Below are 19,173 nucleotides of genomic sequence, written 5' to 3'. Positions count from 1 at the left end.
AGCGCTCCCCCGAATGAGCACCATCAGCGGTATCCCCACCGCCCTCGCGTTACTGCCCCGGGCACAGGCGGGTGACGAGCAGGCGATGAACCACCTGCTGACCGGGATCACGCCGTACGTCGCCCGTCTCTGCCGGTCCGTCGCCCGCGGCGACGGCGCCGACGCCACGCAGGAGGCGCTCTTCGCCATCTACCGCGGCCTGCCCACGCTGCGCGAGCCGGCCGCGTTCTACGGCTGGGTGCGTGCGGTCACGCTGCGCGAGGCCGTCCGCACCGCCAAACGCGCGGGTGACGAGGCGACCCACCTGAGGGCCGACGCGGGACAGGAGGCGAATCCCCTGGACGTCGTGCACATCAGCGACGTACTGGAACGGCTCTCCACTCCCCACCGGCAGGTGCTCACCCTGCGCGCCTACGGGCTCAACGAGGAGGAGATGGCGCAGGTCCTCTCCCTGCCGGTGGGGACGGTGCGGTCTCGTCTGCACCGTGCCCGCCGCCGCTTCCGGGAGGCCTGGCTGCCCTCGGCCGCCTGAGAGTGGCCCGAGGCCGTCCACTCCGCGTGCGCCCCTGCCCGCCTCCGGTGGGGCGGAAGCAGGCACGGGCGCGGATGGCGGTCGTGCGGGTTCGCGCACGTCGGCCGCCCGACGCGCCCTTCGCGCACGGGTTGCGCGGGTCAGACGCCCGCCGTGTCCCTCGCGCGGGAGTTCACGGGCTCCGGCGCGGGTGCGGGGCCGTTCTCGCTCAGACCGAACCGGGCGTGGAACCTGCGCAGCGGGCCGGGCGCGTACCAGGCGGAGCGGCCGAGGAGGCGCATGGCGGCCGGTACGAGAACACCGCGTACGGCGACGGCATCGATGAGGATGGCCAGTCCGCTGCCCAGCCCGAACAGCTGCATGAAGCTGATCTGAGCCGTTCCGAACGCGAAGAAGCTCACTGCGAGCAGGGCGGCCGCAGCGCTGACGATGCGTCCGGTGTGCCCGAGGCCGTCGACCACCGCGGACTCGTTGTCCTGGCCGAGCTCGTGCAGTTCCTTGATCCGGCTGGTGACGAACACCTCGTAGTCCATCGACAGGCCGAAGGCGACGACGAGCATCAGCACGAACATCGACGTCTCCATCGGCTGTGCGGTGAAGCCGAGCACTCCGGAGAGGTTGCCCTCCTGGAAGATCCAGGTCATGACGCCCGCGGTCGCACCCAGGCTGATCAGGTTGAGGACCAGCGCACGCAACGGCTGCACGACGCTGCCGGTGAACAGGAAGAGGAGCAGGAACGTGCTGACGGCGATCAGGCCCACGGCGAGCGGAAGCATGCCGCCGATGGAGGCGTTGGAGTCGGCCAGTTCGGCGTCGGCTCCGCCCACCAGCGGGTGCGTCCCGGAGGGTGGGGCGGCCGCGCGGACCTTCCCGACCAGTTCTATGGCCTCGTCCGACTTCGGTGTCAGTTCGCTCACCACGTTGAGCTGCTGCGCGGCGGGGCGGCCGAGCGCCGCGTTGCCGGGGCCGGTCGCCGTGGACCGCCCACCCGTGTAGACGCCCGTGCTGGCCTCGACGCGGACGACACCCTCGAGTCCGGACAGTCCCGAGGCGTACGACTGCAGCGAGGTGTTGTCCACCGACTCGTCGATGACGACGTGCAGGGCGGAGGCGTCGTTGCCGCTGAAGTTCTCCCGCAACGCCACCGCGACGTGCCGGCTCTCGGCGTCCTCGGGAAGCACACGCTCGTCCGCCGTACCGAAGGTGACACCCAGCAGCGGGCTCGCAGCCACCAGCAGAACCGCGAGCACGGGCAGCCCGGTGAGCGCGGGGCGCCGCATGACGGTGCGGGCCACCCGTCCCCACAAGGGCTCCCGGGTCCGGGAGCGCCCCGGCTTCACCCACGGAATGCGGCCCTTGTCGACCCGGTGTCCCAGGACGTTGAGCAGGGCCGGCATGACGAACAGGGCGGCGAGAGCCGACATGACGACGACACCGACCCCGGAGTATCCGAAGGAGCGGAGGAAGTACTGCGGGAACACCAGGAGTGCGGCGAGCGCGACAGCCACGGTCGCGGCGGAGAACGCCACCGTGCGGCCTGCTGTGCTCATCGTCCTGCGGACGGCGTCCTCCACGCTCGCCCCCGACGCGAGCTGTTCCCGGAACCGGCTGATCATCAGCAGGGCGTAGTCGACGCCCAGTCCGAGGCCCAGGGCCGTGGCCAGGTTGATCGCGAAGATGGATACGTCGGTGAAGCTGCCGATGACGAAGAGCTGCGCGAACACACCTGCGATTGCGCTGAGCGCGATGACCAGCGGCAGCAGCGCGGAGACGACGGTGCCGAAGACCACCAGGAGCAGCAGAAGGGTCAGGGGTATCGCGATGGCCTCGGCCAGGACGAGGTCCTCCCCGGTCTGCGGCCCTATGTCGTTGCTGACGCCTGCACTGCCTCCGGCCTTGACCGTGAGCGTGTCCTGGTACGTCCCGGAGTAGGTGCCGATGATCCTTTCGGCGTTCTTCTTCTGCTCCGTCTCGTCGCCTGTCACATGGGCGAGCACGATGGCCTCGCGTCCGTCCTCGGAAAGGAGGCCGGGGCTGTTGGTGTCCCAGTACGACACCACGTTCTCGAGGCCCTGTTCCTTCTTGAGCTCGGCCACCAGGTCCTGCCCGCTCCTCCCGGCGGCAGGGGCGTCGATGCCGCCCTCGGAGGCACGGAGCAGCAGCACCAGGTTCGTCTCTCCGCCGAACCGTTCCTCGATGACGGCCGTGGCCCGGGAGGACGGGGAGGCCGGGTCGTCGAATCCGCCGTCCAGCAACTTCCCGAATGCACCGGCGCCCAAGGCGCCCATGAGGGCCACGACCACGGCGGCGACGACAAGTACCAGCCGGGACCGGCGAATCGCCAGCTCGGCTATGCGTTCGAACACGCTCTTTCTCCTTCGGATCCTGCGGGGAGTGAAAGGACTTGCAGCGGCCGGAACGGCATGAGGGCAGGGGCGTACGCCCTGTGCCGACGCCGAAGAGACGCCGCGGACCGGGCCCCGGAACGCGGTGCCGGCCTCCCGCCGCCGAGGTCGAAGCTAGCGGGGTGCAACAGATTTGAGCAGTGTTAGATTTTTTTGACAGTCTGCATAGAAGCCGTGCTGTGCCAGGGCGAACTGTCGTACGGTTTCCGCATGTCCACAGACCGAGTCGCGGCAGCCAGTCCGTCCCTGCGTGAGCGACGCCGCGCCGTCGCCATCCAGGAGATCGTGAGCGCAGCCGAGTCCCACATCGTCGAACATGGGCCGCACGCCCTGTCCTTGCGTGCCGTGGCCCGGAGCCTCGGCATGACCGTGCAGGCGCTCTATCACTACTTCCCGAGCCGGGACGACCTCGTCACGGCGCTCATCACCAAGGCGTACGACGATCTGACCGACGCCGTGCGGGGCGCCACCGGCACCGCGGCGGACGATCCGGACCTGCCGGGGCTCGTCATCGCGGCCGAGGGCTACCGCCGATGGGCCCTCGATCATCCCGAGCGGTTCCAGCTCCTCTACGGGACACCCCTCCCGCACTACGAGGCACCCGTCGACGGTCCCACCACGGAGGCGAATCGCCGGATGAGCGCGGTCTTCGAGCGAGAGCTGTTCGGCGGGTACACGCCGTCCCAACTGGCCGCGGTGGACGCCCGATCGCTGTCGCCCGCGTTCCTGGGCCACCTGGAGCACGTATCAGCCCCGGGCGGCGAGGCTCTGCCTCCTCCCGCGACCGCCCTGCTGCTGAGTGCGTGGGGGTACTTGCACGGGATGGTCAGCCTGGAGGTGTTCGGGCACACAGGGTTCCTCGGCGTCCACCAGGCCGAGCTCTTCCGCGTGGCGATGCGGAACCTGCACGAGGACGTGCACCGGCGCATCCCGGCGGCCGTGGCGTAGTCGGAACGATCGCACCGGCGCCGCCTACCGCGGGGGCGGCGATTCCGGCAGCACCGACGATTGACCGGGAGACCCGTCAAGGCGGAGCGGACAGCTCCCTGAATGCGGAGACCGTTCCACCCGGCAGCGGGGCATCGCGGGCCTGAGGGAGGAGGTGACCCGCCACCCGGTAGTCGGACGTCGGGCGGATCGCCTCGCAGCCGGCTTTCTCCATGACCTCGAATGAGGGGGGCACACCGTGGGAAGCGGCCGGCGCTGCCCGTGCGGGTCCCGCCGCCGAAATCCGCCGGTCCGCACATGAGGCCTGTGGCCAGGGCGCACAGTGCTGCCATCGAGTGCCTCGCAGTACAGTGCGGTGGTCCGGGGGTGCACCGCACCGTAGTGCAATATATGCGACCCTGTCGTTTGGAATATGGGACGGAATGTGTCTGACCTCGATCAGCTCACCCAGTCGCTCGCACGCAACCTCAAGCGCTGGCGCGGCGAGCGCGGCTTCACACTGGACGCTCTCGCGGCGAGGGCCGGGGTCAGCCGCGGCATGATCATCCAGATCGAGCAGGCCCGGACGAACCCGAGCGTCGGCACGACCGTCAAGCTCGCGGACGCGCTGGGCGTCAGCATCACCACGCTGCTCGACTACGAGCAGGGGGCCCGGGTGCGACTGGTTCCCGAGAGTCAGGCCGTCCGCATGTGGTCCACGGAGGCGGGGAGTTCGACCACGCTGCTGGTGGGCACGGAGGCCGGGGGCCCGCTGGAGCTCTGGTCCTGGCACCTGATGCCCGGAGACACCAGTGCCTCCGACCCGCACCCCGAAGGAACGGTGGAGCTCCTCCACGTCACGGCTGGTGAACTGACCCTGGTCGTCGACGGCGAGGCCCACGCGGTACCCGCCGGTACCTCGGCGACGTTCCAGGCGCACGTCCCGCACAGCTACCGCAACGACGGCTCCGAACCGGCCGAACTGACCATGGCGGTCTCGATCCCGCCGGTCCGCCGAGACGGTAAGTGAGTGCGGTCCGGTGGCTGTTAGCGTGACACCCATGCGCGCACCACTGGGCACCTTCGACGACGCCTCACCCGCTGCCGACCGCCTCGACCTGCTCACGCCGCCCGTGGCGGAAGCGGTCGCGGCCGGCTGGGGCGGGTTCGCCGCAGACCGGCTCGTCTTCGTGGACACGGACCCGGCGATCGCCGACACTGCGGTCTTCGTCGAGCACTACGGCGCCGGGTTGCTCGACCGTTCGGCGAACTGCGTGGTCGTGGCGGGCAAACGGGGCGCCGAGGTCACACTGGCCGCATGCGTCGTCCTCTCAGGTACGCGCGTCGACGTGAACGGGGTGGTGCGCAAACACCTCGGGGCGCGCAAGGCGTCCTTCGCCCCGATGGACACGGCGGTCGGCGAGACCGGCATGGAGTACGGCGGAATCACTCCGGTCGGCCTCCCCGCCGCCTGGCCCCTGCTGCTCGACCCCGCCGTGGTCGACGAGGAGTGGGTCCTGATCGGCAGCGGCCGTCGCCGCGGCAAACTGATCGTGCCGGGCAAGGCGCTGGCGGCACTGCCGGGCGCGGTGATGGTCGAGGGCCTGGGCATCTGACTCCCTCCTCCTCAGGTCATTCCGGTCCTGCTCCGGGTCTCCGGCTTCTTCCGTCCCCCCGGCCCTGCTGCACCCGCTGTGCCTCGCACCTGAGTGGCCGGGGAGGGCGCCGCAGAAGGGCGGGCGCTCAAGCGCCGCCGCTCCGATGGGCCCCGAGCCAGTCGACGGCGAAGTCCACGGCCGCACGGAGACGGACCAGCCGGCTGCCGGCCGAACCCACCGGGCCCGTGCGTACGGCCCCGGTGGTGTCGGCGCACTCGAAGGCGCGGCCCAGAGCCGCGAAGTCGCCGTCGTCCAGCGCGACGTCCTCGTACTCCCACCAACCACGCTCTCCCTGTGGTGCCACCACGCAGCGGTAGAGGCGGCGCGGCGGGGCGGGGAGGCGGTACTCGGCGAGGTGGAACGCGGTGCAGGTGTCGAAGCCCGTGCCCAGCAGCAGGATCTGCGCATCGGCCTCGTACAGGCGGGCGAGGGGGGAGTCCTCGCCCAGATGGCAGTCCTGCCGGTGCTCGGCGAGCAGCTTCCGGGCCGCCGGTCCGATCGCGGTGAACGAGGTCTGCGGATGGGCGCTGCGCTCCGCGCCCGGGGTCAGCCGCACCGTCTCGGCGAGCCGCCCCATGGCCGGTGCGGGCGATACCTCACGGTCGAACGGCGGCATCGCCGCACGCAGAGCCGCACGCGCCTCGTCGCTCAGGCCGCGGACGCGCTCCAGGTAGGAGCGCGAGGTGTCGGAATTCTCCGGGGTGAAGGAAGGGACGACCAGGGTGCCCTCCGGTCCGAGTACGGTCCGCAGGGCGTCCGCCATGGCCCCTGCGTCGCCCCCCACGGAGCGCATCGACGCGTGGACCAGCAGGACGCCGCCCCGCTCCACACCGAGCCCGGCCAGTTGGGCGGCCGCAGCGCGTTCACCGTTGACGAGGTGCTGTGTCACGACGGGCATTCTCCCGGCCGGAAGCCCGGCGCGACACCACGCCTGTCAGGAGGGGCGGCCCAGACGGGGTATCTCGATCGCCGGGCAGCGGTCCATCACCATGTCGAGACCTGCCGCGCGCGTGCGCGCGCAGGCCGCCTCGTCGATCACCCCGAGCTGGAACCAGACCGCTTTCGCCCCGGCTGCCACGGCCTCGTCGGCCACCCCGCCCGCGAGGTCGCTGTTGACGAAGACATCCACCACGTCGACCGGGAACGGGATGTCCGCCAAAGACGCGTATCCCTGCTCGCCGTGGACCGGCTCGGCCTTGGGATGCACGGGCACCACCTTCTTGCCGAAGCGCTGGAGGACCTCGGCCACCCCGTGTGCCGCACGGGAGCGGTTGGCGGACAGGCCGACCACCGCCCAGGTGTCGCCCGTGCCCTGAAGGATCCTGCGGACCGTCTCGTCGTCTGCGTACATGCCCGGACAACGGACGGCCCTCCCGGACCATTCCCCACATGAGGGGGAACGTGGCCTCCGGACCGGCACATAGGGTGGGCGGATGCAGGAGCAGTACCGGACAGTCGCCCGTGCGGGCGTGCACGAGACCGAGGTCAACCGATCGCGCTTCCTCTGCGCGCTCGCTCCCGCCGCCACCGAGCAGGAGGCGCAGGAGTTCGTCGCACGCGTCCGCAGGGAGCACCCCACCGCGACCCACAACTGCTTCGCCTACGTCATCGGCGCCGACGCCTCCGTACAGAAGGCCAGTGACGACGGAGAGCCCGGTGGAACGGCGGGTGTGCCGATGCTGCAGATGCTCATGCGGCGGGACGCGCGGTACGTCGTCGCCGTCGTCACCCGCTACTACGGCGGTGTGAAGCTCGGCGCCGGCGGGCTGATCCGCGCGTACGGGGGAGCGGTAGGTGAAGCGCTCGACACGCTGGGCATGATCACCCGGCGGCGGTTCCGGCTGGCAACCGTGACCGTCGACCACCAGCGGGCGGGCAAGCTGGAGAACGACCTGCGCGCCACCGGCACGACCGTGCACGAGGTGCGGTACGCGGAGAGCGTGACGATCGGGATCGCGCTGCCGGACGCCGAAGTCGAGGAGTTCAGGTCCTGGCTGGCCGACGCCACGGCGGGGTCGGCGACCTTCGAACCGGGTGGCGAGACCTACGGGGACGTCCGGTCCGGATGAGGGATCGAGGGCCCGCGGCATTAGCGTGGTCGGGCAGGCGGCGGAGAACCGCGGCGGACGAGGTGACCGGGCCGGAGCGGACCCGGGGGCGGAGGAAGCGGAACATGCAGGTCGGAGCCCTCTGGGCCATCGGAGTGATGTCGTGAGGATTCTGCACACCTCGGACTGGCACCTGGGGCGGACGTTCCACCGCGTTCCTCTGCTCGAAGCCCAGGCCGCCTACCTCGACCACCTCGTCGAGGCCGTGCGCACCCACGCCGTCGACGTGGTCGTCGTGGCCGGCGACGTCTACGACCGGGCGGTGCCCTCGCTCGCGGCGGTCCGGCTGTTCGACGACGTACTGCACCGGCTCGCGGACGCCGGGGTGCCGACGGTCATGATCTCCGGCAACCACGACTCCGCCCGCAGGCTCGGCGTGGGCGCCGGTCTGATCGCGCGGGCGGGCATCCACCTGCGCACCGACCCGGGGGACTGCGCCACTCCCGTCGTACTGTCCGACACACAGGGCGACGTGGCCTTCTACGGGCTGCCCTACCTGGAACCCGCCTTGGTCAGGGACACGCTGGGCGCGGTGAAGGCCGGGCACGAAGCCGTCCTCTCCGCGGCGATGGACCGGGTCAGGGCCGACCTCGCCTCCCGGCCGGCGGGGACCCGCGCCGTGGTCCTCGCGCACGCCTTCGTGGCGGGCGGCGAGCCCAGCGACAGCGAACGTGACATCACCGTCGGCGGCGTCGCCGCGGTGCCCGCCGGGGTCTTCGACGGCGTCGACTACGTGGCCCTCGGACACCTGCACGGCAGCCAGACCGTCACCGAACGCGTGCGCTACTCGGGCTCCCCACTCGCCTACTCCTTCTCCGAGCACGCCCACCGCAAGACCATGTGGCTCATCGACCTGGGCGGCGAGGGTCAGCTCGCCGCCGAACGCGTCAGCTGCCCGGTCCCACGCACGCTCGCGCGGCTGCGCGGACACCTCGACGTCCTGCTGGAGGACCCGGCCCTGGAGCGCCACGAGGAGTCCTGGGTGGAGGCCACGCTCACCGACCCCGCCCGGCCGGACGAGCCGATGGCCCGACTCCTCGAACGCTTCCCGCACACCCTCAGCCTGGTCTTCGAACCCGAACGCGCCCCTGAGGACCCGCTCGCCTCGTACGCCCAGCGGCTCAGGGGACGGGACGACCACCAGATCGCCGAGGACTTCGTGGCTCACGTGCGCGGGGGAAGCGGCCCCAGCGAACAGGAGCGCACGGTGCTCCGCGCCGCCTTCGACGACGTACGGGTCGTCGACGGCCTGACCGAGGTGGCCCGATGAGACTCCACACCCTCACCCTCACCGCCTTCGGCCCCTTCGGCACCACGCAGGAAGTCGACTTCGACGCCCTGTCCTCGGCCGGGCTCTTCCTGCTGCACGGCCCGACCGGGGCAGGCAAGACCTCCGTCCTCGACGCCGTCTGCTACGGGCTCTACGGAGCGGTGCCCGGCGCCCGGCAGAGCCCCGGCACCTCGCTGCGCAGCGACCACGCCCCCGCGGACCTGCCGACCGAGGTCCGGCTGGAACTGACCGTCGGCGGACGCCGGCTCGAGGTCACCCGGAGCCCCGCCCAGCCCCGTCCCAAGCGCAGGGGCGGCGGATTCACCACCGAGAAGGCGCAGAGCCTGCTGCGCGAGCACGACCCGGTGAAGGGCTGGCAGGCGCTCAGCCGCTCGCACCAGGAGATCGGCGAGGAGATCGGCCGGCTCATCGGGATGAGCCGGGAACAGTTCTGCCAAGTGGTGCTGCTCCCCCAGGGCGACTTCGCCCGCTTCCTGCGCGCGGACGCCGAGGCACGGGGCAAGCTCCTCGGCAGGCTCTTCGACACACGCCGGTTCGCGGCCGTCGAGGAGCGGCTTGCCGAGCTCCGTCGCACGGCCGAAGCCCGGGTCCGGACGGGCGACGAGCAGATCCTCGCTCTCGCACAGCGGATCGCCCAGGCGGCCGGTCCCGCGGCCGGCGAGACGATGCTGCCCGAGGACCGGCCCGGTGAACCCGGACTGGCCGGAGGCGTACTGCAGTGGGCCGCCGTCGCACGCAGCGGCGCCCACGAACGGCTCGACATCGCCCACTGCGCCCTGGCCACGGCGGAGAGCCGGCACGCGGCGGCCCGGCACGCACTCGACGCCGAGCGCGAGCTGGCCCGGCTCCAGCAGCGCTACGAGGAGACCCGCCGTCGCGCCGCCGGACTCGAGGAGCGCCGCGCCGAACGCGACCGGTGCCACGAACAGCTGTCCCGCGCGCGCAAGGCGGACCTGGTCGCCCCCGCGCTCGAACTGCGGGACGAGGCCGAACGCGCCCACCGCACAGCGAGCGACGCCCGCGCAAGGTCCCGGGCGGGCCTGCCCGGCGAGCTGGCCGACGCCGGCGCCGAGCGGCTCGCGGCCCTGGAGCGGGAGATCCGCGTGGAGCTCGGCACGCTCGACGCCGCCCGCCGCGCCGAACAGCGCACCCTGGAGATCGACGCCGAACGGGCCGGGCTGGAGCGGCAGTCACGTGCCGACGACGAAATGATCCAGGAGGCAGCCGACTGGCTTGCAGGCTGGGACACCACCCGCCGGGACCTCCAGGAGCGCATCGAGACGGCCCAGGAGGCCGCGACCCGCGCGGAGCAACTGGCCGGACAGCTGGCCCCCGCGCGGAAGCGGCTGGACGCCGCCCACCGGCGCGACGCGCTCGCCGTGCAGGAGCAAGCCGCCGAGGGCCGTCTGACAGGAGCCCGCGAGCACGCGGTGGCCGCGCACGAGACCTGGCTGGGTCTGCGTGAACGGCGGCTCAGGGGGATCGCCGCGGAGCTGGCCGCCGAGCTCGTCGACGGAACGGCCTGCGCCGTGTGCGGGTCCGCCGAACACCCGGAGCCCGCCCTCGCCGGCGACGGCCATGTGGACCGGGCGACGGAGGAAGCGGCGCTGACCGCACACCGGCGCGCCGAACGGACACGCGCGGACGCCGAACGCGAGCTCGAAGTCCTCCGAGAACGCCTGGCCGCGGCCCGCGCCGACGCGGCAGGGCCCGAGGGTTCTGGCGGCGGTGCGCACGGAACAGGGACCGGTGGCGCGGACTCCCGAACGTCCTCGGTGGCCGAGCTCGCCGCGTACGTCGACAGGCTGAACCAGGAGCACAAGGACGCCCACCGGCTGGCCGCCGGGACGCACGGTGCGAGGGAGACCCTCGCCGCAGCCGAGCGGGAGCACCTCGGACGGCTCGACGAGCGGCAGCAGGCCGAGCGGCGAGCCGCGGCCCGTACCTCGCAGCGGGAAGCGCTCGACCGTGAGCAGTCCGCTCTGGAAGCCGAGCTGGTGAAGTCCCGCGGCACATCGGCATCCGTCGCGGAGCACGCCGAACTACTGGGGCGCCGGGCCGGGCTGCTCGCCGAGGCCGTGGAAGCCCTCCGCGCCGAGCAGAGCGCCGCGCAGTCGAGCAAGGAAGCCGACGGCCGGGTCGCCGACGCAGCCTTCCGCGCGGGCTTCGACACTCCGCGGGCCGCGGCCGCGGGGCTGCTGGGCGAGACCGCGCAGCGCGAACTGCAGCACCGGATCGACGCCTGGCAGGCGGAGTCCGCCGCGGTCGCGGACCGGCTCGCCGAGGAGGACGCCCGGGCGGCGGCGGAACGCCCGCCCGCCACGCCCGACGCCGCGCAGACGGCGTACGACCTCACCGCGCGGCTGCTGCGCAACGGTGCGACCGCGCTCGCCGCGGCACAGGAGCGCCGCACCGAGCTCGGCCGGCTCTCCGGGCAGGCGGCGGGCGAAGTGCGAAGGCTGGGGCCGCTGCGCTCCGAGTACGAGCGGGTGGCGCGACTCGCCGGACTCACCGCGGGCACCTCGGCCGACAACGAGCGAAGGATGCGGCTGGAGGCGTACGTACTCGCGGCCCGGCTCGAACAGGTGGCCGCCGCGGCGACCGCCCGTCTCCAGAAGATGTCGTCCGGCCGCTACACCCTGGTCCACTCCGATGCGCGCAGCGGAGGCCGGAGGGCGGGGCTCGGCCTGCACGTGGTGGACTCCTGGACGGGCCGGGAACGCGACACGGCCACCCTCTCGGGCGGTGAGACGTTCTTCGCCTCGCTCGCCCTGGCACTCGGCCTCGCCGACGTCGTCACGGACGAGGCGGGCGGGGTCCGGCTGGACACGCTCTTCATCGACGAGGGCTTCGGCAGCCTGGACGAGCAGACCCTGGACGAGGTGCTCGACGTCCTGGACTCGCTGCGTGAGCGTGATCGCAGCGTCGGGATCGTCAGCCACGTGGCCGACCTGCGCCGCCGTATCCCCGCGCAGCTGGAGGTGGTGAAGGACCGGCACGGATCGGCGGTCCGCCACCGGACGACGGGCACGCTCGGCGGCTGACCAGGCCGTCGCTCCCGGCGACCGCACGCCCGTGTGCCGGCCGGAATCGCTCAGTGGCTGAGCGGCCTGCGGGTGCCGCTCAGCGGCTGATCGGCCGGCGGGGCAGGGGGGAGGAGTACACGACGCTGGTGGTCACGGAGCCGAGGGTTCCGACCCTCCCCGTGATCTCCTCCAGGTGACGCATCGATCTGGCTGTCACCTTCAGTACGAAACAGTCGTCCCCGGTGACGTGGTGGGCCTCGATGATCTCCGGCGTCGTGTCGGTCAGATCGTGGAACGGCTTGTAGTTGCCGTGGGGATAGCGCAGCCGGACGAGGGCGAGGATCGGCATCCCGAGGCGTTCCGGGTCCACCACGGCTGCGTATCCGCTGATGATGCCCGCCTCCTCGAGACGGCGTACCCGCTCCGTGACGGCGCTGGGGGACATCGCGACGGCGCGGGCCAGCTCGGCGAAGGTCGCCCGTCCGTCGCGTTGCAGGACATCGAGGATCCGCCAGTCGGTGGCATCCGTGGAATAGTCGTTCATGGGCCGAGACAACACGCGAAATCCCGGTGAATCAAGTGATGTGCCGGGAATCCCTGCTTCCCGGGTGGGCTCGTCGGCCGTAGATTTCCGGGCATGAACTCAGTGCCCGCCACCGCGGCCCACCCCGTCCTGCGCGTCCCGCCCGCCTCCCCGGCAGCCGCCGCCGCGTACTTCGGCGCCTCTCTCGCCTTCCACGCCGACGTCTCCGACGTGGCTGCCGCCCTCGACTCCCACGGGGACCCGGGATTCGTCGTCCTGGACTCCCGCTCCACCGCTTCCTGGGACCAGGGGCACGTGCCCGGCGCCGTGCACCTGCCGACCGCCCTGATCGCGGAGCAGGGGGCCGCGCTCCTCGACCCGGCCGTCCCGGTGGTCACGTACTGCTGGGGACCCGGCTGCAACGGTGGCACCCGCGCCGCCCTGGCACTGGCCGAACTCGGATACCAGGTGAAGGAGATGCTCGGCGGCTTCGAGTACTGGGTGCGTGAGGGATTCGAGTTCGAGACCTGGAGGGGGCGCGAGCAGCGCGCCGCCGACCCGCTCACCGCACCGGCAGGCTCCGACGACTGCGGCTGCTGACACGGAGTCGTGCGGCCCGGCCCGGGGTGAAGCGCGCGTTCCGGAGTGAGGAGTGGGCCGGGGACCGGCTCAGACGGTGGGCAGCGCGCCGAACAGGGCTTCCCCGTCGTCCCCGGCCGGCAGGCCGCTGACCTGTCCGTCGCCCACCTCCACCACCCGCCACACCCCGTCCTCCCGCAGCGCAAGGTCGGTCGTCACCCAACGGCAGCCGAGGCGGCGCACGGCCGCACCGATCGCGTCGAGACCGGGCGCCGGCACCCGGCCGGGAGTGTCCGGATGGGCCGTCACCCGCACCGGTTCCCCGTCCACCCACCACACCCGGGCCTCCCCGCCCGTCACGAACGGCTCGTACGCGCGCAGTACCAGCCCGCCGGCCAGGAAGTCGCCCTGCAGCTCGACGAACCGGTTCACGACCCGGGCGAGCCGGTCGGTGTCCGACAACTCCGGCACGAAGCACGCCTCGTGCCACTCGTGCTTGCGGGACTTCACGAAGTCCTTCACGATCCCCGGCCCCGTGCCGAGCGGTGCCGCCAGCCGGGACAGGGACGCCGGATCCGGTGGACCGCCGGTCTCGGGCAGCGCGCACCAGACGCTGCGAGGCGTGAGGGCGGTGAACGTCGCGTACCAGCCGGGGAGTTCGTGGGCCAGGTGGTACGCGGAGGCGGACGTCAGGAGCGAGCAGCCACGTGCGGCGAGAGCCTTCTCCGCCTCGGCGTACCGAGCAGGCGGAACCATCCACCCCCGGTACCAGTACGGTCCCGAGTCCCTCGGTACCCGGCCGACCGCGGATTCCGCGTCGCCGTTGAGCAGAGCGTCGTGATCGACGGTGACGACCCGCGCGCCCGCCCGTCGTGCCACAGCCGCTTCCCGTGCGAAGTGGGGGTCGGGGCGTCCCGGCCGCAGTGGGTCGGAGCAGAACAGGAAGGCGGCCGGGGCCATGCGGAACTCACTCTTCGGAACGTAGGGGAGAGGGGAGTGGCGGCGCGCAGGCGCTGACGGGCGGCCCGGCTGCCGTGCGCCGGGCCGCCCGCCCCGTCGAGCGGGTTCAGAGACGGGACAGCTCGTCCACCAGGTCGTCCAGGCCGAGCGACCCCTGGGAGAGGGCGGCCATGTGCCAGGCCTTGAGGTCGAACGCGTCACCGTGTGCCCTGCGGGCGTTCTCCCGGCCCAGCAGCCAGGCGCGCTCGCCCAGCTTGTAGCCGATGGCCTGCCCGGGCATCGACAGATAGCGGGTCAGCTCGCTCTCCACGAAGTCCGCCGGCCGGCCGCTGTGGCTGCCGAAGAACTCCTGGGCCAGGTCCGGCGTCCACCGCTCGCCCGGATGGAACGGCGAGTCCGCGGGGATCTCCAGCTCCAGGTGCATGCCGATGTCCACGATCACCCGGCACGCACGCATCATCTGCGCGTCCAGATAGCCGATCCGGCGCTCGGCGTCGGGCAGGAAGCCCAGCTCGTCCATCAACCGCTCCGCGTACAGGGCCCAGCCCTCCGCGTTGGCACTGACGTGGCCGATCGAGGCCTGGTATCGCGAGAGGCTGTCCGCCACGTGCGTCCACTGCGCGATCTGCAGATGATGGCCCGGCACGCCCTCGTGGTACCAGGTGGACACCAGGTCGTACACCGGGAAGCGGGTGTCGCCCATGGTGGGCAGCCAGGTGCGGCCGGGGCGCGAGAAGTCCTCGGAGGGCCCCGTGTAGTACGGAGCGGCGGCACCGCCCGCGGGAGCGATACGGGACTCCACCTTCCGCACCCGCTCGGCCAGCTCGAAGTGGGTCCCGTCGAGCGCCTCGATGGCCTCGTCCATCAGGCCCTGCAGCCACACCCGGACCTCCTCCACGCCCTCGATGTGCTCACCGTGCACATCGAGGTGGGCGAGAGCCTCCCAGGGCCCCGCACCAGGAAGGATCTTGTGGGCCTCGGTCTTCATCTCGGCCAGCAGCCGGTGGTATTCGGCCCAGCCGTACGCGTACGCCTCGTCGAGGTCCAGGTCCGTGCCGTTGAACTGGCGGGCCCAGCGGGCGTAACGCTCACGGCCCACGGTGTCGGGTGCCCCCTCGACAGCGGGGGCGTACACCTCGCGCATCCAGTCGCGCAGCGCGAGGAGCCCTTCGGCGGCCCGGCCGGCGGCCTCGTCCAGTTCCGTGCGGAGCGCGTCCGGTCCCGAGGACACGAAGTCCTGGAAGAATCCGGGCCCTTCGCCCCCGGCCCAGGAGCCCAGCTGCTCGATGAAGGTGGCGGTGGGACGAGGGCCCGCGTAGAGCTTCCGTTCCAGGCCGAGCGTGAGAGAGGCGCGGTACCCCTCCAGGGCGGCGGGGACAGCCAGCAGACGGTCCACGATCGCGGCCCAGTCCTCCTCCGTCGCGGTCGGAGTCGCCGTGAACACCTCGCGAAGGCTGTGGACCGGGGAGTGGATGTTGGAGACGGCCCGCAGCCCCTCCTCCGCCTCATGGATGGCCAGTTCGGCCGTCAGGCGCTCGCGCAGCAGCCGTGCGCAGCGCTGTTCGGCCTCGGTGTCCGCGCCCGGTACGCGTTCGGCGACGTCCAGTTCCGCAAGTGTCCTGCGAATCAGCTCGGCCGCCTCGGCCTGGCCGGCGGGCGAGAGGTCGGGCAGCCCGCGAGAGCTCTCCGCGACACCGAGATAGGTGCCGGTGATCGGGTCGAGTGCGATGTATGCGTCGACGTAGGCGTCGGCGACCTGGCGCGGCAGTGCGCTGCTCGGTGTGTCTGACATGGGGACATCCTCGTACGGCGGAGGCCTCCGCGTCACCGGTATGCGACCTTCGGCCTCGCCGAGGGTGCCCGGAAGGCGGGACTCCGTTCGTGGCTCCGCAGGAGTCCGCCGCAGAGGTTCGCCCTGGGGTGCGCCGCAGGGGGTTCGCCACCCCTGCGGCGCAGGGCGCCGGCGTGCGCGTGGTGAGGCCCGTCACGGCGTCGCGGTCTCGGGCCGTGACTCCGGGGCGCCCGTGGCCGGAGGCAGGAGGGGACCGCACTCCCACTGCTGGAAGATCAACCGGGTCTCCACCCGCGCGACCTCGCGGCGCGAGGTGAACTCGTCCAGGACCAGCCGCTGCAGATCCGCCGTGCCGGCGACGGCCACGTGGACCAGGTAGTCGTCGGGGCCGGTGAGGTGGAACAGTGCGCGGGACTCGGGCAGCGCCCTGATCCGTTCGACGAAAGGGCCGATGAGCTCGCGGCGGTGCGGCCTGACCTGCACCAGGAGCAGCGCCTCCAGGCCACGGCCGAGCCGCGCCGGATCGAGCCGCAGCTGGTGCCCCAGGATCACCCCGGCGCGGCGCAGCCGTGTCACCCGGTCCAGACAGGTGGACGGTGCCACACCGACCTCGGCGGCGAGCTCCCGGTACGTCTTCCGTGCATCGTTCTGCAGCAGTCGCAGAATGTGCAGATCCACCGGGTCGAGTGCGACGGATTCGGCCATCGGCCGAACGTAGCACGGGGACTCCCCGCGACGGCCCGTCCTCTGTTCAGAGTGGTGACATGGACACCGAATTTTCTGCGCTGACCACCCCGGCACCCACCCGGTCCAGGGCGCTCGCCACCGAAGCCGTGCACGCCGGACGCGACGATCTCGCCTCCCTCGGTCTGCACGCCGCACCGATCGACCTGTCCACCACGTATCCGTCCTACGACTCCCGGGGCGAGGCGGAGCGCATCGACGCCTTCGCCGCCACCGGCGCGAAGCCCGAAGGGCCGCCCGTCTACGCGCGGCTGGACAACCCGACGACGGCCCGGTTCGAGACGGCTCTGGCCCGTCTGGAGGGTGCCGAGAGCGCCGTCGCCTTCGCCAGTGGAATGGCGGCGCTCACCGCCGTGCTGCTGGCCCGCGCGAGCAAGGGACTGCGCCACGTGGTCGCGGTGCGTCCGCTCTACGGCTGCAGCGACCACTTGCTGGGCGCCGGGCTGCTCGGCACCGAGGTGACCTGGACCGATCCGGCGGGCATCGCCGACGCGATGCGTCCGGACACCGGCCTGGTGATGGTCGAGACGCCCGCCAACCCGACCCTGGCCGAGGTCGACATCCGGGCCGTGGCGCACTCCTGCGGTTCCGTCCCGCTGCTCGTCGACAACACCTTCGCCACACCGGTGCTGCAGCGCCCGCTCGAACACGGGGCCCGCATCGTGCTGCACAGCGCGACCAAGTACCTGGGCGGGCACGGGGACGTGATGGGCGGGGTCGTCGCCTGCGACGAGGAGTTCGCGGCGACGCTTCGGCAGGTGCGCTTCGCCACCGGCGGCGTCCTGCACCCGCTCGCCGGCTACCTGCTGCTGCGCGGACTGTCCACGCTCTCCGTGCGGGTGCGGGCCGCGTCCGCCAGCGCCGCCGAACTGACCCGCAGGCTCTCCGCGGACCCGCGCGTCGCCCGCGTGCACTACCCGGAGCTGGGCGGGGCGATGGTGTCCTTCGAGGTGCACGGGGACCCGCACCGGGTGATCGCGGGAGTCGGCCTCATCACGCCGGCGGTGAGCCTGGGCAGCGTCGACACGCTGATCCAGCATCCGGCCTCCATCAGCCACCGCATCGTGGATGAGGGAGACCGGCAGGCCGCGGGAGTCGGCGACCGCCTGCTGCGCATGTCGGTGGGTCTCGAGGACGTCGAGGACCTGTGGGCCGATCTGTGCCAGGCGCTCAGCGACGGATTCGCGGGTGCTGTTCCGTCTGCTCATGGGCAGGAAGCGGCCGGGCGGGAGACGCAGCCAGCCGGGCGGTGATCACCAGCGTGCCCTCCTCGATCTGGTAGTCCAGGGGCAGCGAGAGTGCGCGCATGGCCGCGACCATGCCTGTGTTGTGGGCCTGGGTGACTGCGTACACGCTGTCACAGCCGGCCTCGACGGCCAGGGCCACCAGCCGTCCGAGGAGCTCGGAGCCGATGCCGCGGCGCTGCCAGTCGTCCTCCACCATGAGGGCGACCTCGGTCTCGTCACCGTCCCAGAGCAGGTGACCGAGAGCCACCAGTCGGCCGGAGGCCGTCTGTACGGCGAGCGTGCGGCCGAAGCGGGGACTCAGGAGGTGGTCCAGGTAGCGGTCGGCGTCACGGACCGGGCCGTGGTACCGCAGGCCGAGGGTGTGCTCGGAGCAGCGGTCGTGCATGGCGCGGGCGGCGGCGAGGTCGCTGCGGTCCGCGCGCCGCACGGTGATCTCGTTGCCCTCGGGAAGGGTGAGGACGTCCTCGCTGCGCGGTACGCGCGGGCCGAGCCGGGCGTCGAGTTCGACCAGGGCACGGGCCCGCGCGAACTCGGTCGGCGTGAACGGCAGATACGGTCGCTCCACCGTGATGACTCCGCCCGACGGGTCGCGCAGTCTCATCACGGTGTCCTCCAGAACACCCTCCACGGGTGCGCTCTCCCCGGTGGGACGCCCGGTGATCGACAGGGCGGGCAGCGAGTGGATGGTGCACCGGCCGAGGAGCTGGCGGAGCGCCAGCGGGAGTTCGGCCGCGTCGAGCGCCGTACGGGTGGCGAGGCCGATGACCCGGGTGGGGGTGTCCACCAGGTCGTGGGCGTCCGCACGCTCGATCCAGGTGCCAGTGCCCCCGGCGGCGGCGATCTCCCGGGTGAGCTGCTGGGCCGGCAGCCCAGCGGGCGCCCGCAGGAGGAACTCGTCGACAGTGCCACGCGCCAGCGGGTGCGTCTGCAGGGTGAGGATGTCGATGCGGTGCCGGGCGAGGGCGATGCAGAGCGAGGCCAGGGTGCCGGGGGCGTCCCGCACCGTGGTCCGCATGCGCCACAGGACCGTCTCCACGGCCTCGTCGGCGCCGTCGGAGGCGTCTTCCGGACTCGTGTCGACGTCGGACGTGCTGGTATCCGGCGGCGGGGCGTGGCTGTGCCGCCGCGCCCACCAGGTGTGGAACCCGGCCGTGGCGACCAGGGCGACGGCCGAGGCCACGAGCAGATACGGGCCGTCCGGCTGGTGCCCGATCAGATTGGCGATCGCGTCGGCCACGGCAACCGCCGTGAAGAGAGCGGCCAGTTCGATCAGGTCCCGCCGCCAGTGGTGCGGACGGCGGGCACTCTTCGCGGATGTCACATCAGTCATGTCCTCACTGTGACCGACCGGTGTTGCCTGATCACGAACGGATTGTGACTG

The 19,173-nt window shown here is 72.1% G+C and carries 17 protein-coding genes; 9 read left to right on the top strand and 8 right to left on the bottom strand.

Going from position 1 to position 19,173, the window contains the following annotated elements; genetic code table 11:
* Positions 1-13: 13 nt before the first annotated feature.
* Positions 14-532 carry an RNA polymerase sigma factor gene (locus OG927_RS04065; protein WP_056795737.1) on the top strand — a complete coding sequence of 173 codons (519 nt, stop codon included), beginning with the start codon at positions 14-16 and terminating at the stop codon, positions 530-532.
* A 140-nt stretch (positions 533-672) separates the two neighbouring features.
* On the opposite strand, the gene OG927_RS04060 is transcribed toward OG927_RS04065, so the two are convergent.
* Positions 673-2,898: an MMPL family transporter gene (locus OG927_RS04060; RefSeq protein ID WP_330319716.1), complete on the bottom strand. Its 2,226-nt coding sequence runs from the start codon at positions 2,896-2,898 to the stop codon at positions 673-675.
* A gap of 249 nt (positions 2,899-3,147) precedes the next feature.
* Here OG927_RS04060 and OG927_RS04055 point away from each other — a divergent pair, with 249 nt between their 5' ends.
* The 3 genes from OG927_RS04055 to OG927_RS04045 all read left to right on the top strand — a co-directional run bounded on the left by OG927_RS04055 (position 3,148) and on the right by OG927_RS04045 (position 5,480).
* Positions 3,148-3,885 (top strand): TetR/AcrR family transcriptional regulator, encoded by a 738-nt coding sequence (locus OG927_RS04055; protein ID WP_056796033.1) that lies wholly within the window; start codon positions 3,148-3,150, stop codon positions 3,883-3,885.
* A gap of 424 nt (positions 3,886-4,309) precedes the next feature.
* On the top strand, positions 4,310-4,894 hold the full coding sequence (locus OG927_RS04050; protein ID WP_056795730.1) for a helix-turn-helix domain-containing protein: 585 nt from the start codon (positions 4,310-4,312) through the stop codon (positions 4,892-4,894).
* Positions 4,895-4,925: 31 nt separating this feature from the next.
* A complete protein-coding gene (locus OG927_RS04045; RefSeq protein WP_330319715.1) occupies positions 4,926-5,480 on the top strand; it encodes a YbaK/EbsC family protein in 555 nt (184 codons plus the stop codon).
* 127 nt (positions 5,481-5,607) lie between these two features.
* Here OG927_RS04045 and OG927_RS04040 read toward each other — a convergent pair whose 3' ends face one another.
* Together OG927_RS04040 and OG927_RS04035 are read right to left on the bottom strand one after the other, a co-directional pair.
* On the bottom strand, positions 5,608-6,420 hold the full coding sequence (locus tag OG927_RS04040) for an aminoglycoside N(3)-acetyltransferase (protein ID WP_056795724.1): 813 nt from the start codon (positions 6,418-6,420) through the stop codon (positions 5,608-5,610).
* Positions 6,421-6,456: 36 nt separating this feature from the next.
* Positions 6,457-6,873, bottom strand: a complete 417-nt coding sequence (locus tag OG927_RS04035; protein WP_056795719.1) for a CoA-binding protein — start codon at positions 6,871-6,873, stop codon at positions 6,457-6,459.
* A gap of 82 nt (positions 6,874-6,955) precedes the next feature.
* Here OG927_RS04035 and OG927_RS04030 point away from each other — a divergent pair, with 82 nt between their 5' ends.
* The 3 genes from OG927_RS04030 (at position 6,956) to OG927_RS04020 (ending at position 11,965) form a co-directional block, all read left to right on the top strand.
* Complete coding sequence (locus tag OG927_RS04030; protein ID WP_124283017.1) at positions 6,956-7,591, top strand: YigZ family protein; 636 nt, start codon at positions 6,956-6,958, stop codon at positions 7,589-7,591.
* Between the two features lie 142 nt (positions 7,592-7,733).
* Complete coding sequence (locus OG927_RS04025; RefSeq protein ID WP_124283018.1) at positions 7,734-8,900, top strand: exonuclease SbcCD subunit D; 1,167 nt, start codon at positions 7,734-7,736, stop codon at positions 8,898-8,900.
* On the top strand, positions 8,897-11,965 hold the full coding sequence (locus OG927_RS04020) for an SMC family ATPase (protein WP_330319714.1): 3,069 nt from the start codon (positions 8,897-8,899) through the stop codon (positions 11,963-11,965). The genes OG927_RS04025 and OG927_RS04020 overlap by 4 nt, the downstream gene beginning before the upstream one ends.
* A gap of 79 nt (positions 11,966-12,044) precedes the next feature.
* Here the strand turns inward: OG927_RS04020 and OG927_RS04015 are convergent, their stop codons facing one another.
* Complete coding sequence (locus OG927_RS04015; protein WP_056795703.1) at positions 12,045-12,491, bottom strand: Lrp/AsnC family transcriptional regulator; 447 nt, start codon at positions 12,489-12,491, stop codon at positions 12,045-12,047.
* Between the two features lie 93 nt (positions 12,492-12,584).
* Between OG927_RS04015 and OG927_RS04010 the strand changes: the two genes are divergently transcribed.
* A complete protein-coding gene (locus OG927_RS04010) occupies positions 12,585-13,070 on the top strand; it encodes a rhodanese-like domain-containing protein (RefSeq protein ID WP_124283020.1) in 486 nt (161 codons plus the stop codon).
* A gap of 69 nt (positions 13,071-13,139) precedes the next feature.
* On the opposite strand, the gene OG927_RS04005 is transcribed toward OG927_RS04010, so the two are convergent.
* The 3 genes from OG927_RS04005 to OG927_RS03995 all read right to left on the bottom strand — a co-directional run bounded on the left by OG927_RS04005 (position 13,140) and on the right by OG927_RS03995 (position 16,506).
* Positions 13,140-14,009: an ATP-grasp domain-containing protein gene (locus OG927_RS04005; RefSeq protein WP_319106607.1), complete on the bottom strand. Its 870-nt coding sequence runs from the start codon at positions 14,007-14,009 to the stop codon at positions 13,140-13,142.
* 106 nt (positions 14,010-14,115) lie between these two features.
* Positions 14,116-15,801, bottom strand: coding sequence for a DUF885 domain-containing protein (locus OG927_RS04000; protein ID WP_124283022.1), 1,686 nt, complete (start codon positions 15,799-15,801; stop codon positions 14,116-14,118).
* 192 nt (positions 15,802-15,993) lie between these two features.
* Entirely contained in the window at positions 15,994-16,506 is a 513-nt protein-coding gene (locus tag OG927_RS03995; RefSeq protein ID WP_056795692.1) for an Lrp/AsnC family transcriptional regulator, read from the bottom strand.
* A gap of 59 nt (positions 16,507-16,565) precedes the next feature.
* Between OG927_RS03995 and OG927_RS03990 the strand changes: the two genes are divergently transcribed.
* Positions 16,566-17,798 (top strand): trans-sulfuration enzyme family protein, encoded by a 1,233-nt coding sequence (locus OG927_RS03990; RefSeq protein WP_330319713.1) that lies wholly within the window; start codon positions 16,566-16,568, stop codon positions 17,796-17,798.
* On the opposite strand, the gene OG927_RS03985 is transcribed toward OG927_RS03990, so the two are convergent.
* Positions 17,716-19,122, bottom strand: coding sequence for a GNAT family N-acetyltransferase (locus OG927_RS03985; RefSeq protein ID WP_330319712.1), 1,407 nt, complete (start codon positions 19,120-19,122; stop codon positions 17,716-17,718). The genes OG927_RS03990 and OG927_RS03985 overlap by 83 nt on opposite strands.
* Between the last annotated feature and the right edge of the window lie 51 nt (positions 19,123-19,173).

The sequence above is a fragment of the Streptomyces clavifer genome (assembly GCF_036345975.1).
Taxonomy (GTDB): Bacteria; Actinomycetota; Actinomycetes; order Streptomycetales; family Streptomycetaceae; genus Streptomyces; species Streptomyces clavifer.
Note: the sequence above shows the minus strand (reverse complement) of the source record. Positions and strands in the feature narration are given on the sequence as shown.